Origin of the sequence: Bacillus sp. FDAARGOS_1420 (genome assembly GCF_019344915.1) — a bacterium.
Classification (GTDB): Bacteria; Bacillota; Bacilli; order Bacillales; family Bacillaceae_G; genus Bacillus_A; species Bacillus_A mycoides.
Genome location: NZ_JAHWJB010000001.1, coordinates 1,798,090 through 1,811,952 on the forward strand (window position 1 = coordinate 1,798,090; position 13,863 = coordinate 1,811,952).

At 40.2% G+C, this 13,863-nt stretch carries 14 protein-coding genes; 7 read left to right on the forward strand and 7 right to left on the reverse strand.

Going from position 1 to position 13,863, the window contains the following annotated elements:
* Nucleotides 1–9: 9 nt before the first annotated feature.
* The gene (locus I6L50_RS09575) at nucleotides 10–438 is read right to left on the reverse strand and encodes a GNAT family N-acetyltransferase (protein ID WP_219301208.1); all 429 of its coding nucleotides are present in this window, start codon (nucleotides 436–438) and stop codon (nucleotides 10–12) included.
* Between the two features lie 158 nt (nucleotides 439–596).
* Here I6L50_RS09575 and I6L50_RS09580 point away from each other — a divergent pair, with 158 nt between their 5' ends.
* Nucleotides 597–1,694, forward strand: a complete 1,098-nt coding sequence (locus tag I6L50_RS09580; RefSeq protein ID WP_257475365.1) for a VrrB protein — start codon at nucleotides 597–599, stop codon at nucleotides 1,692–1,694.
* Between the two features lie 44 nt (nucleotides 1,695–1,738).
* On the opposite strand, the gene I6L50_RS09585 is transcribed toward I6L50_RS09580, so the two are convergent.
* The 5 genes from I6L50_RS09585 to I6L50_RS09605 form a co-directional block, all read right to left on the reverse strand.
* Complete coding sequence (locus I6L50_RS09585; protein WP_219301210.1) at nucleotides 1,739–2,161, reverse strand: pyrophosphohydrolase domain-containing protein; 423 nt, start codon at nucleotides 2,159–2,161, stop codon at nucleotides 1,739–1,741.
* A gap of 206 nt (nucleotides 2,162–2,367) precedes the next feature.
* Nucleotides 2,368–2,553 (reverse strand): hypothetical protein, encoded by a 186-nt coding sequence (locus I6L50_RS09590; RefSeq protein WP_002089083.1) that lies wholly within the window; start codon nucleotides 2,551–2,553, stop codon nucleotides 2,368–2,370.
* Between the two features lie 93 nt (nucleotides 2,554–2,646).
* Nucleotides 2,647–3,726 (reverse strand): Ger(x)C family spore germination protein, encoded by a 1,080-nt coding sequence (locus tag I6L50_RS09595; RefSeq protein WP_219301211.1) that lies wholly within the window; start codon nucleotides 3,724–3,726, stop codon nucleotides 2,647–2,649.
* Nucleotides 3,702–4,796: a spore germination protein gene (locus I6L50_RS09600; protein WP_219301212.1), complete on the reverse strand. Its 1,095-nt coding sequence runs from the start codon at nucleotides 4,794–4,796 to the stop codon at nucleotides 3,702–3,704. Before I6L50_RS09600 ends, I6L50_RS09595 begins: the two co-directional genes overlap by 25 nt.
* 16 nt (nucleotides 4,797–4,812) lie before the next feature.
* On the reverse strand, nucleotides 4,813–6,984 hold the full coding sequence (locus I6L50_RS09605; RefSeq protein WP_219301214.1) for a spore germination protein: 2,172 nt from the start codon (nucleotides 6,982–6,984) through the stop codon (nucleotides 4,813–4,815).
* A gap of 152 nt (nucleotides 6,985–7,136) precedes the next feature.
* Between I6L50_RS09605 and I6L50_RS09610 the strand changes: the two genes are divergently transcribed.
* The gene (locus tag I6L50_RS09610; RefSeq protein ID WP_219301215.1) at nucleotides 7,137–8,261 is read left to right on the forward strand and encodes a homoserine O-acetyltransferase family protein; all 1,125 of its coding nucleotides are present in this window, start codon (nucleotides 7,137–7,139) and stop codon (nucleotides 8,259–8,261) included.
* Nucleotides 8,262–8,309: 48 nt separating this feature from the next.
* On the opposite strand, the gene I6L50_RS09615 is transcribed toward I6L50_RS09610, so the two are convergent.
* The gene (locus I6L50_RS09615) at nucleotides 8,310–8,492 is read right to left on the reverse strand and encodes a hypothetical protein (RefSeq protein ID WP_002129493.1); all 183 of its coding nucleotides are present in this window, start codon (nucleotides 8,490–8,492) and stop codon (nucleotides 8,310–8,312) included.
* 199 nt (nucleotides 8,493–8,691) lie between these two features.
* On the opposite strand from I6L50_RS09615, the gene I6L50_RS09620 reads away from it, so the two are divergent.
* The 5 genes from I6L50_RS09620 (at nucleotide 8,692) to moaA (ending at nucleotide 13,852) form a co-directional block, all read left to right on the forward strand.
* On the forward strand, nucleotides 8,692–8,997 hold the full coding sequence (locus I6L50_RS09620) for a rhodanese-like domain-containing protein (protein ID WP_000141214.1): 306 nt from the start codon (nucleotides 8,692–8,694) through the stop codon (nucleotides 8,995–8,997).
* 77 nt (nucleotides 8,998–9,074) lie between these two features.
* Nucleotides 9,075–9,299, forward strand: coding sequence for a spore germination protein (locus I6L50_RS09625; RefSeq protein WP_113935770.1), 225 nt, complete (start codon nucleotides 9,075–9,077; stop codon nucleotides 9,297–9,299).
* A gap of 20 nt (nucleotides 9,300–9,319) precedes the next feature.
* The gene (locus tag I6L50_RS09630) at nucleotides 9,320–9,643 is read left to right on the forward strand and encodes a hypothetical protein (RefSeq protein WP_002089076.1); all 324 of its coding nucleotides are present in this window, start codon (nucleotides 9,320–9,322) and stop codon (nucleotides 9,641–9,643) included.
* A gap of 121 nt (nucleotides 9,644–9,764) precedes the next feature.
* A complete protein-coding gene (locus tag I6L50_RS09635; RefSeq protein ID WP_219301216.1) occupies nucleotides 9,765–12,641 on the forward strand; it encodes a BclA-related collagen-like exosporium protein in 2,877 nt (958 codons plus the stop codon).
* 197 nt (nucleotides 12,642–12,838) lie between these two features.
* Nucleotides 12,839–13,852 (forward strand): GTP 3',8-cyclase MoaA, encoded by a 1,014-nt coding sequence (gene moaA / locus I6L50_RS09640; protein ID WP_219301217.1) that lies wholly within the window; start codon nucleotides 12,839–12,841, stop codon nucleotides 13,850–13,852.
* Nucleotides 13,853–13,863: the final 11 nt, after the last annotated feature.

A 13,863-nucleotide genomic window follows, 5' to 3' on the forward strand; every position in this document is an offset into this window, starting at 1 on the left:
TCAGAGCGTTTATGCTCTGAGCTTTTTTGCGTGAAAAATAAGCTCAGGATCACCTTCATCTAAGTTTTCGATCATTCCACTACGCATAAATCCATTTGCTTTAAAGACTTTTTGCATATTTGTATTCGATTTATTCGCTGAAGCAAATATTTTTTGAGTAGGAGAATGTCTTAACATATATGAGATTAATGAGCTTGCATGACCTTGTCTTCTTTTCGTTGGCGAAACAATGATTAATGAGAGGAAAGTATAACCAAAGAAATTTGTATCGTATGTTAGAAAACCAGAAATGGAATTGTCCTCTTTTGCAATGATGCAGGTTCCTTCATCAATAGCGTGTTTAATATAATCTCGTCTACTATCGTCTCCGATTACATCAACATCTATATGTAAGATTGAATCTAAATCGTCGATGGAAGCTTTTGCTACGTTCTCCAACGAAAACGCCTCCTTTGAAAAAATAATCAGTTAATTTAGTTTATCATGAATGAAGAACGAAGAAAAAGGCGCGGAATTCCCATATAGACAAACACCTATTCTTCTATAGAAAATATGATAAAAAAGGTAGGTTAAATTGAACAGAAGAGGTGAAAGGAATGAAAGGGATGGACAATAATGCACCACATGGCTTCTTCGGAGGTGGATCGGATAGTTATGGACAAATGATGTTCATGGGAGGAGATGGTCAACACGGATATGGCGGAATTCCAAGTTGGATGGGAGGAGCAGCTGGAGGATTTCCGACGTCAGTGGCGGGTGTACAAACAGGATTCCCAACATCAGTAGCTGGAGTGCAAACAGGATTTCCGGCACTAGTAGGAGGTACACAAGGAGGAGTGCCTGTAGGTATGCCAACTACATTTCCATCTTTCGTTGGAGGCGTACAAACAGGATTCCCTGTACCAGGCGTTGGTGTTGTAGCTGGTGGAATCGGCGGCTTCCCTCAAGGTGTTCACGGTCATCATGTGCATCATGAGCATCACGGTCAGCATGTACATCACGGTCATCACGGTCAGCATGTACATCATGAGCATCACGGCCATCACGGCCATCACGGCCATCACGGCCATCACGGTCAGCATGTACATCATGAGCATCACGGTCATCATCAACAACAAGTACATCATCATGGTCATCATCAAATTCATCCGCAGGCTGTCCTTTATCAAACTCATCATCATGGTCACCAAGGCCAGCATCAACACCATGGTCATCATGGTCACCAAGGCCAGCATCAACACCATGGTCATCATGGTCACCAAGGCCAGCATCAACACCACGGTCATCATGGGCATCATCAACACCACGGCCACCATCAACAACAAGTACATCACCAAGGTCATCATCAAATTCACCCGCAGGCTGTCCTTTATCAAACTCATCAAGGTCAACACCATCACCAAGGCCAACACCATCACCAAGGCCAACATCATCACCAAGGTCAACATCATCACCAAGGTCAACACCATCACCAAGGTCAACACCATCACCAAGGCCAACAGCATCATCAAGGCCAACAGCATCATCAAGGTCAACAGCATCATCAAGGTCAACAACAGCATCAGGGTCAACAACAATACCAACAGTATCAGCAGCAACAACAGCCTTGGGGAGGTGGAATTGGAGCAGGGACGGCAGCAGGAGCAGCAGGAGCAGCAGGAGCAGCAGGACACGCGGGACACGTGGGTCATTAATAGACCAAAGGAAAAAAGACATAATAAAAAACTGCTAGGAGATCCTAGCAGTTTTTTTCTGCCTCTTGACGTTGGCGTTCGATTTCCGCACGAAGTTGTGGTTCCGGTGCTTGCCATCCTTCTGGTTTCATAATTTTGCCGTCGCCCTCGCGGAATCGAGGCTTTCCATCAGGGAATAGTTTTGCCATGTTAGCATTGTTTACAATTTCGAATCCTTTATCTGGACGTACGCCCATTTCTGCAAACGTTCCGAATGCAAAGTAAATAAGGTCAATCAGTGCATCATATTGATCTTCAACAGTCGTTGCTTCTAGAAATTCTTCTAGCTCTTCTTGCATAAAGCTAGCACGAATTTTTGCACGCTCTTCTGTTAGTTTTATTGGAGTATTTGTCACAGGATGTCCGAATTCTTCATGCATTTTTGCAACAAGTTCGTATCCTTTATCTAAACCTTTTTCGTTTGTCATGTTGTTTCATCCTTTCTTACGTTATGCCGAATTTTATCCCGCATTAACGGGCAGTAAGACTCCCACCTCAAAAGTCGCAAATGCGAGGAAGTGAGGTGGGAGATAACTGCCCGTAAAATCCCCACTGATTAAAGTTTCACTTTATTGTAACATAAGGTAGTTATTAAATAAAAAGAACATCTTATGAGAAATAAGATGTTCGCTCGTTATTCTTCTTTCTTAATTAAAACGGATAAAATAAGATCGATGCCAAATATTCCGATGAGTAGCATTGGTATAACTACAAGTAAATAACGTGTGAAGGAAACATTTTTTAAGTATGTATGAGCAAATAAAAAGACGCCGAGAAATAAAATACCATTTAAAATAGGTTTTACTAATTTTTTAGACATAAGCTCCCCCGTGAATATCTTTTCTATCTATATTTGGTAATAAAAAACTCCTCTCTCCGTTGTATCATGCCGGAGAGAGGAGTTCAATCATTATCATTCAATTACACCAGAATTTGTAATGTTGACAGTGTATTTCACTTTAATTGGAACATCTTTATACATTTTTCGCCACTCTTCTAATTTGAATGAGCGATAATGTTCTTTATATCTTGCACCAAGACCGAGCGGATCCACATTTAAAGATTTAAACTGTTTAATTAGTTTGTTAGCTGTTGCATCTAATTGTTTTTCAACCGATTTTTCTATTTTTTGTGTATTCTTTTTATTGTCTAAGTTGAACTGTTTAGATAGTTCTTGAATACGCGCTTCTAGTTTGACGTGTATGAAAAATGATGGTTTCCCGTTTTCTATATTTACTTGGTAAGTTGGGACGGATCGAATGTTATTAATGATTGTGTATCCAGAGTTTGCTTTAAATTCATGTGAATCTAATCGGTGTTTTTCCAATAAGCCTTTAAAGGCAAACATATCATGATAACTAATTTTGCCAATATATTTATCTCCTTTTAAAAGGCCGATGCCAGTAATTTTTATTTTATCTTTATCTTTTTTGAGAATTGGTAAATAGGAATCTTGGCCTTCACGATAATATCGATAAGCTCCTAAATGTAGATTGTCAGTAGGTAAAGGGCCTGTTTGCATATTATGGTCTAACATTTTCTTTATATAAATGGCAACGTTAGATGATGTTGTATATTTACCTTTTAGTAAGTCCATTCCAGTTCCTTCTAATAGACCGACATACATTGAGTTCCCGATGTTCACATCACGAATTAACGTGTCAAAGGAAGTTGACAATCCTTTTTTAGCGATTCTTGTAGTAAATAGAGCAACACGCATTTGTCCGCTGGCAAATGGTTGAGAAGACTCTAAAGATGTGTCTGCTTTTACTTGTTTTACTGCGTTTCCTACTCCTTCAAAGACTTGAACTTTATTACCTTTTTTCTGTATAGGACAAACGAATGTGACTTTTACTTTATTATCTTTTGCTGTATCAAAAACAGTCCCTTGAATTAGGTTGACATCATCGATAATATTTTTTTGTAAGCAACCAGTTAGACTGAAGATGCTAATACAAGAAAGAAGAATTAATTTTCTTTTGATTTTTTCCATTTTCTTTTCACCCACACAATAATAAATAGAATTGGGATGTATATGTAAATAAGCCAAAAACTAACTTTTGATGCATTACTAATAAAATTATTAATATCATGTCTGTTCGTTAATAGTTCTGAAACAATGAGGGTAATGAGCAAAAAAGTAATTAAAACACCTCTTTGTTTTACACGAAATACTTCGTGTGTTCCTCTTGTCGCAGCCCATAAAGGAAGAATGAAGCTTGTAACAATAACGAGAGCGTAAGCTGAGATTGCAATGTACTCTAGCCTTTCTATGAAAGGAAGTTGGATTACTTGGGTCATGGAAAGTTGTGACCATATTGTTTTTGATAATTGTTTTTCACTAAAAAACGAAAAGGCTAAAAGTGTACTAAATAAATATAGAAGGTTTGAAAATAGTGCTCCGTATTGAGCGAATTTATGAGATTGCTTAGGATTTTTCACAAATGGATAAATCATAAGATAAATCTCAAACCCTGTCATACTGTAGATTGACAGCTGGGCGGCTTTTAAAATATCTGAAAAAGAATGTGTGAAAATAGGTAGTAAATTAGGCCAATGTGAGTATTTCAAAACGAATAGGCTAAGAAATAAATATCCCAATGTACCACCAACAGAGATGACGCAAATACCAGTAATTACACGAAATCCAGAAGAAATAATGTAATAGCTAACTAAGCATAAAAAGAGTGTTAACATCCAAGTTGAAGCGGTAGGAAACATCCACACTTGAATAATTTCAACGTATGTTCGAATGACAGAAATGCTGACGGTTAAAAAATAGGCTATAAAGATGAGATTAATGCCGTTTCCTAGCCATTTTCCAAACGTTTGTCGCTGTAAATCAATTAAATTTCCGTTTGTTCCTTTTAACAAGAAATACATCATCCATAGGAGAATATGAATGATGATTCCTGTGATGAGAACTCCTATCCAACCGTCATATCCAGCAGCCTTAGCAATAATACGGGCAAACCCAAGGACGCCGGCACCGAATTGTGCACCGTGAATTAAAAAGAAAACGAAGACGGGTGATATTTGGTGTTCTGCTTTAATTTTACTCATCGATGCACCTCATTTCTTAATCATCAAAATCTGACGTATGTTTCGTAGAAATTCCATTAGTTGCTTTCTTTACGTGTTGCGGTCTTGCTTGAACATCTCGTGTATCAATCATTGTTAATGGAAAACGAATCCAAGAATCTTTAAAGGATTGTTGTCTCGTTGGATAAAAGAGAGCGTACGGTTTACGTAAAGAAGTAAGTCTAAACAAATGGGTAAATAAAAAGATAAATCCAAGAGATATACCGAAGAGCCCACCTATTTCTGCAAATGCGAGAAATGGGAAACGTAGTAAACGAACGGCGTTACCCATTTTATAAATGGGCGTAATAAAGGAAGCTAACGCTGATAAGGCAACGATAATTAATAAAATATTACTCGTTAAACCAGCTTGTACAGATGCTTGCCCAATTACAATACCGCCTACAATACCTAGTGTTTGTCCAACTTTCATTGGTAATCGCGCGCCAGCTTCTCTTAATAAATCAATAGCTAATTCTAAAAAGAGTGCCTCGATTAAAGGTGGGAAGGGTACTTGTGCCCTTGATAAAATCAATGTTTCAAGCAAATCACTTGGAATGAGCTCGTAATGATAATTTAAAATAGCGACATATAACGGTGTGGCACAAATTGAGAATAGAACTGCGATAAGGCGTAATATTCTTGAAAATGTAGCGTATAACCAAGAAACGTTATAGTCTTCTGGTGAAATGAAAAAATCAAAATATGATACAGGAGTTAATAGGACACTTGGAGAACCATCAACAAAAATAGCGATTTTTCCATCAATAAGTGCTTTTGTGACTCTATCAGTGCGTTCTGTATTTATATAGAGAGGAAAAATTGACTTTTCACCCATTAATTCCTGTATATAAGCACTATCGTTAATTTGATCATATTCAAGAGCTCGGAGTGATTCTTCTAGAAAGTCTACATTATCTTTTTCGGCAAGGTTGTCTAAATACATCATGACAACCTTTGTTTTTGAAAACTCTCCAATAATCATCTCTTTTGTGTGTAAATCTAAAACAGGAAGACGTTTTCGTACTAAATTAATATTCGTATCAATATCTTCTACGAATCCTTCTTGTGGCCCGATAACGGTGGATTCATTTAATGGAGGAGTTGGTGCACGATAATTATCAATTGCAATGTTTGCAAGCATACATTTTTGATCTTGCTGATTTAATTGAATAATCGCATGTCCCTTTAAAACCATGTCCTCAATTTTTTGTAAGTCGTTCGTAATCGTTATACCACTCATTGGAATATGTTCTTTTAATTCTTCTAATGGAGCGGAAGGACGTTCCATTAGAGTAGGCATTAAATACTTTTGCAATTTCTCACCGTCAAGTGAAGGGCGATAGTAAGAAATCCAATAAGGCATCGTTTCATCGTCAGATGTATGGTAATTAACAAAATCACTAGACTGTTTCAGCTTCTTTATTAAATCTTGTAGAGAATGAATATGGTCACTTTCTGGTTTGCTAAAGTCATAAATGCTGTTACTTCCTGAGCTTTGGCTTTGCTGTTTGTCTTGAGAATTATCCTCTTGTTTAGAACTTTGCTGTTTGTCTTGAGAAGAATCACCTTGTTTAGAACTTTGTTGTTTGTCTTGAGAATTATCATCTTGTTTAGAGTTTTGCTGCTTGTTTTGAGAATTATCATCTTGCTTAGAATTTTGCTGTTTGTTTTGAGAATTATCATCTTGCTTAGAATTTTGCTGTTTGTCTTGAGAATTATCATCTTGCTTAGAGTTTTGCTGCTTGTTTTGAGAATTATCATCTTGCTTAGAATTTTGCTGTTTGTCTTGAGAATTATCATCTTGCTTAGAATTTTGTTGTTTGTCTTGAGAATTATCATCTTGCTTAGAGTTTTGTTCTTCCTCTTGAGAAGAATTACCTTGCTTAGAGTTTTGCTGTTTCTCTTTGGAAGAATCGTCTTGTTTAGAATCTTGCTGTTTCTTTTGAGAAGAATCATCCTGTTTAGAACCTTGCTGTGTCTCTTGAGAAGAATCATTTTGCTCAGATTTTTTTTGTTCACTATTTTTACCTGCACTGTGTTTTATACTTCTAGTCTGTTCTTTGTTTTCATCCTCTTGATTACTAGATTGCTGTTTCGGAGTATTATCTGCTTCTGTTGTTTCTGTTGAATTTGATTTTTTCTTTTTACGTAACCAATTCCAAATCATATGTATGCCCTCTTTGATTGTGTAATATAGTGCTATTTTGTGGCTAATTTTGTATATTATTCATTTATTTATGAAAAGAAGGAGGAGATTGGTTTGCATAGAAAAAAACCTTTAGTAAGCAGTTCATAATATGACGGGAAGAAGGCGAGTCTGTGCAAATTGTAAAAAAGGAGAAGTTTGTTGTAAAAGAGTTTGTGTTTGAAAATGGTAGGGAGATTCCTGTTCAAATGGGGTATGAGACGTACGGTACTTTAAATAGAGAAAGATCAAATGCGATTTTGGTTTGTCACTATTTTAGTGCAACAAGTCATGCGGCAGGAAAATATACAGAGCATGATGAGGAAGCCGGTTGGTGGGATGGATTAATTGGACCCGGGAAAGCAATTGATACAAATAAATATTTCGTTATATGTACTGATAACCTTTGTAATGTACAAGTGAAGAACCCATATGTGATTACAACGGGACCAAAATCGATAAATTCGATGACTGGCTTTGAGTATGCGATGGATTTTCCAGTTTTCACATTTTTAGATGTAGCACGTATGCAATATGAGTTAATAAAAGATATGGGGATTGCTAGGTTACATGCTGTAATGGGGCCATCGGCAGGTGGGATGATTGCGCAGCAATGGACTGTCCACTATCCTCATATGGTGCAGCGAATGATTGGAGTTATTACGAATCCACAAAATCCAATTATAACGTCGGGAAATGTAGCGCAAAATGCGATTGAAGCAATTCAGCTTGATCCAAATTGGAAAGGTGGAAAGTACGGAGAGGAACAACCAACGAAGGGGCTTCATTTAGCGAATAAAATGATGTTTATGAACGCGTTCGATGAACATTTTTATGAAATGGCATTCCCGCGGAACAGTATAGAAATGGAACCTTATCAACAATTTTCTGCATTAACATCATTTGAGAAAGAAATAAATAAAGTGACATGTAAAAGTATAGATTTAGTAGATGCAAATTCATGGATGTATACTGCGAAAGCGGTCTTATTACATGATATTGCACATGGATTTTCTTCCTTAGAAGAGGCTCTTTCTAAGGTTGAAGCGAATGTACTCATGATTCCATGCAAACAAGATTTACTTCAGCCGCCTCGTTACAATTATAGAATGGTAGATATTTTGCAAAAGCAAGGGAAGTACGCAGAAGTATATGAGATAGAAAGTATAAATGGGCATATGGCAGGAGCGTTAGATGTTCATTTATTTGAAAAGAAAATTTATGAGTTTTTAAACCGGAAAGTATCTAGTTTTGTGTAGGAAATAATTAATGTGGAAAGGTGCATGATTTATAGTAGGCACCTTTTTTTACATGATTTGCAGACGGAAAATATATGAAGCGATTGATAAACCGAAGAAAGCTATACTAAGTAATAGAAATAAGAATGACATTTCTTGAGGGGATTTTATCTTTTTATTATTTTTCATACTAAGAGCAATAACTGCAAAAACTAAGAAAATGATGCCCATAATGAAAAGAAAAAGTGTCATTTTAACTGGCTCCTTTCATCAAACAAGTATATTGAGGATACAATGCGTCAGTTATGTTTGTAAAGAATAAGTTTTGCTGGAAAATTGAGAAATAAATGTTCCATTCTTTGCGTTCCTTCCTTCGCGTGCTAAAATTGATGAGAAATGATTGTTTAAAGAAGAAACTGAAGGTTTTATTGTATATAAGGAGGAACTACATATGACAGAAGTAAAAACAATTACTACAGAAGAAGTGCAAGAGCGTTTAGAAAATGGAGAAACATTATTTTTAGTAGATGTAAGGGAAGATGAAGAAGTAGCGGCAGGGAAAATTCCAGAAGCTGTACATATTAAAATGGGCGATATTCCAAATAAAGTGGATTTCTTTGAGAAAGAGAATGAATATATCTTTATTTGCCGTTCGGGAATGCGTAGTGAAAATGTATGCCATTATTTAAATGAGCAAGGATTTAAAACGGTGAATATGGTTGGCGGTATGCTTCAATATGAAGGCGAAACTAAATAAGTAGCTGCAAAAACTTGAAACGAGTCTGTTTCAAGTTTTTTTCTTTTGCATACAGTATACAAAAGGGGGAGGGGTAAATGGGGATTAACATGCGTAAAGTAAAAATTATTAATAATACAGGGGCTGTTAATGTTGGCGACTGTTATAATATCGCACCTTTTGCTGTATCGAAAATATATGCGGGTGCTGGAGGATCGAGTGCGGCTGTTTTTTTAAATGGGAAACGACAGCCAGAAGCTGTGATTAGAACATCAGTGTTTCTTCCGCCATTAGCGACGAGTACACGTACATTAGGTTCATAAAGGAAAGGTAGAGTGTAAGTATGCCTGCACGTATTAAAGAATTTATTATCGTTAATAATACTGGGAATATATTTACAGGGGATAATTTGAGTGATACTTCATTTACTGCTTCGAAATCGTATAGTGGTTCAACGGGTTGCACTTGGATTGACGTTGTTACAGTAATAGGGACGGAGACGAAGCTTTGTTTACAACCGGGAGATTCGGTGACGACAACCTATACACGAGGTACCCCTGCTGGTACTGTAACGGGAACAAATATGGGGCAAGGTACAAATGTGTCGAGTATATCGCAAGCTGTCCCTAATACAGATAATATGGATTCAGTTGCTGGACTCCCTTAAGGAATTAAGGGAGTTTTTATTATTTAAAATAAAAATAGTCTTTGAGATTGTTTTTGTAAATACATATTAAGAAGAAGAGGTTTGTTTAAAGTAAAAAAGATGGTGTGTAGGTGGTGAAAGTGTGAAAGAGCGCGATAGACAAAATTCATTAAACTCTAATTTCAGAATTTCACCGAATCTTATTGGACCTACTTTTCCCCCCGTTCCAACGGGATTTACTGGCATTGGGATTACTGGTCCAACCGGTCCACAAGGCCCGACTGGCCCACAAGGACCAAGGGGATTTCAAGGTCCGATGGGGGCGATGGGCCCGACAGGACCTCAAGGAGTGCAAGGGATTCAAGGGCCAGCTGGACAAATGGGTGCAACAGGACCAGAAGGACAGCAGGGACCACAAGGATTAAGGGGACCACAGGGAGAAACTGGAGCGACAGGACCTCAAGGAGTGCAAGGGTTACAAGGTCCAATTGGTCCAACCGGAGCGACTGGGGCACAAGGTATACAGGGGATACAGGGATTACAGGGGCCGATTGGAGCTACCGGGCCAGAGGGACCTCAAGGAATTCAAGGAGTGCAAGGGGTACCGGGTGCAACAGGTTCACAAGGAATACAAGGAGCTCAAGGGATACAAGGCCCACAAGGACCGAGTGGAAATACGGGAGCAACAGGAGCGACTGGTCAGGGGATTAGTGGTCCGACTGGAATAACAGGTCCAACAGGGATAACTGGCCCATCTGGAGGACCTCCAGGTCCGACTGGGGCAACTGGTGCGACAGGGCCAGGAGGTGGACCGAGTGGCAGTACAGGTGCGACTGGAGCGACTGGAAATACTGGAGTAACTGGAAGTGCGGGAGTGACTGGAAATACAGGTCCGAGTGGAAGTACAGGAGAAACAGGAGCACAGGGCCTGCAAGGAATACAAGGGGTTCAAGGGCCAATTGGACCAACGGGTCCAGAAGGTCCGCAAGGTATTCAAGGTATTCCTGGTCCGACAGGAGTAACTGGTGAACAAGGAATCCAAGGGGTTCAGGGAATTCAAGGGATAACGGGGGCAACAGGAGATCAAGGTCCGCAAGGTATACAAGGGGCCATAGGACCTCAAGGTATAACCGGAGCAACAGGAGATCAAGGCCCACAAGGAATTCAAGGGGTACCTGGTCCAACTGGGGACACAGGCTCACAAGGAGTCCAAGGAATTCAAGGGCCAATGGGTGATATAGGACCAACAGGCCCAGAAGGCCCAGAAGGACTTCAGGGTCCGCAAGGAATACAAGGAGTGCCAGGACCAGCTGGAGCAACAGGTCCAGAGGGCCCACAAGGAATCCAAGGAATTCAAGGACCAATAGGAGTAACAGGTCCAGAAGGTCCACAAGGCATTCAGGGAATACAAGGGATTCAAGGTATAACAGGAGCAACCGGAGCACAAGGAGCAACTGGAGTTCAAGGTGTTCAAGGGAATATAGGAGCAACAGGTCCAGAGGGCCCGCAAGGAGTGCAAGGTACTCAAGGGGATATAGGTCCAACAGGTCCAATGGGTCCACAGGGAGTTCAAGGAATACAAGGAATTCAAGGACCGACGGGTGCGCAAGGGGTGCAAGGCCCACAAGGAATTCAAGGAATCCAAGGGCCGACAGGAGTAACTGGAGATACGGGTACAACAGGGGCGACAGGGGAAGGGACTACAGGAGCAACTGGAGTAACGGGTCCATCAGGTGTAACGGGTCCATCAGGAGGCCCAGCCGGACCGACTGGCCCAACAGGTCCATCAGGTCCGACGGGAGTGACAGGTCCATCCGGGGGACCACCTGGTCCGACAGGAGCGACAGGTGTAACGGGAGGAGTAGGAGATACGGGAGCAACAGGGGCGACGGGTGTGACCGGAGCAACTGGAGTAACTGGTGCAACCGGAGCAACGGGGCTGCAGGGTCCACAAGGAATACAAGGAGTACAAGGAGACATAGGCCCAACCGGTTCGCAAGGTGTTCAAGGTCCACAAGGAATACAAGGAGTACAAGGAGACATAGGCCCAACCGGTTCGCAAGGTGTTCAAGGTCCACAAGGGATCCAAGGTATAACGGGAGCAACGGGAGATCAAGGTTCGCAAGGAATTCAAGGCCCGCAAGGAATCCAAGGTCCAACAGGTCCTCAAGGAATCCAAGGAGGTCAAGGCCCACAAGGGATACAAGGGGCAACAGGAGCAACCGGAGCACAAGGCCCACAGGGAATTCAAGGGATACAAGGAGTGCAAGGTCCGACTGGTCCACAAGGCCCAACCGGAATACAAGGTGTGCAAGGAGAAATAGGTCCAACCGGTCCGCAAGGTGTGCAAGGTTTACAAGGTCCACAAGGCCCAACCGGGGACACGGGTCCAACAGGAGCGCAAGGCCCACAAGGAATTCAAGGTCCAACAGGAGCGACAGGTTCACAAGGAATTCAAGGTCCAACAGGAGCAACAGGTTCACAAGGAATTCAAGGTCCAACAGGAGCAACAGGTTCACAAGGAATTCAAGGTCCAACGGGAGGCACGGGTCCAACAGGAGCAACAGGAGCGACCGGGGTAACTGGAGTGACTGGAGTGACTGGAGTTAGTACAACTGCAACGTATGCATTTGCGAATAATACATCAGGAACCGCTATTTCCGTTTTATTAGGCGGTACGAATATCCCATTACCGAACAATCAAAATATTGGACCAGGAATAACCGTTAGTGGTGGAAATACTGTATTTACAGTTGCGAATGCAGGGAATTATTATATAGCCTATACAATTAATTTAACGGCAGGATTACTTGTCAGTTCTCGTATAACCGTAAATGGCAGTCCGCTTGCGGGAACGATAAACTCCCCGACAGTGGCTACTGGTTCATTTAGTGCACCAATAATTGCTAACTTGCCTGCTGGAGCTGCTATTAGTCTGCAGTTATTTGGATTAGTTGCAATAGCTACATTATCTACGACAACGCCAGGAGCTACTCTAACTATTATTAGATTAAGTTAATAAGCAAAAAAACCTTGGAACTTTTATGTTTCAAGGTTTTTTATCCCTCTATTTGTGGGCTAATAATCAGTGGGGATGGACAAAACCCCCACTGATTAAAGTTTCACTTTATTCACCTTAGCAAAAACATCGCGGTTCAAAAATATATTATAATAGAATGAAGAGAGGTATAAATTTGGCAGAAAGGGAGAGTGGCGATGCAGGAGAAGGTTAAAGATTTTTTCGGACGCCCACTTCAAGATTTACGCATCTCTGTCATTGATCGTTGTAATTTACGGTGTACGTATTGTATGCCAGCGGAAGTGTTTGGTCCTGATTATGTTTTTTTGAAAGATGAGTTTTTACTGACATTTGATGAAATAGAGCGATTAGCAAAAGTATTTGTTAGCATCGGTGTACGGAAAATTAGACTTACTGGTGGCGAACCCTTGCTCCGTAAGGACTTAACAAAACTTATCGAACGTCTCGTGAAAATTGACGGTTTAGTAGATATAGGATTAACGACAAATGCGATTCATTTAACGAAGCAAGCGAAGGCGTTAAAAGAAGCTGGGTTACACCGAGTAAATGTTAGTTTGGATGCGATAGATGATAATGTGTTCCGCGCAATTAATGGCCGGAATATGAATACGAAGCCAGTGTTAAAAGGAATTATGGCAGCGAAAGAAGCAGGCCTTGAAGTGAAAGTAAATATGGTTGTGAAAAAAGGAATGAATGATCATCAAGTACTTCCGGTTGCTACGTATTTTAAAGAACAAGGAATCACGCTTAGGTTTATTGAGTTTATGGATGTTGGCAGTACGAATGGATGGAATTTTGATCAAGTTATTACGAAACGAGAATTAATTGATATGATTCATGGGGTGTATCCAATTGAGCCAGCTGAAGCTCATTATTTTGGTGAGGTTGCGAAGCGGTATCGATACGTTGGAACGAATGTAGAGGTTGGTTTTATTACCTCTGTTTCTGAGTCATTTTGTTCTTCTTGTACGAGAGCAAGAATTTCGGCAGATGGAAAGTTTTATACTTGCTTGTTTGCGACAGAAGGAATGGATTTAAGGAAACTTCTGAGGGAGAACCTTTCGGATAATGAGTTATTAAAAGCTATACAATATGTATGGGAGAATAGAAAAGATCGATATTCAGATGAACGGACAGAAGAAAGTGCGAAAAATCGTCCGAAAATTGAAATGTCTTATATAGGAGGATAAGAAAGGGGGAT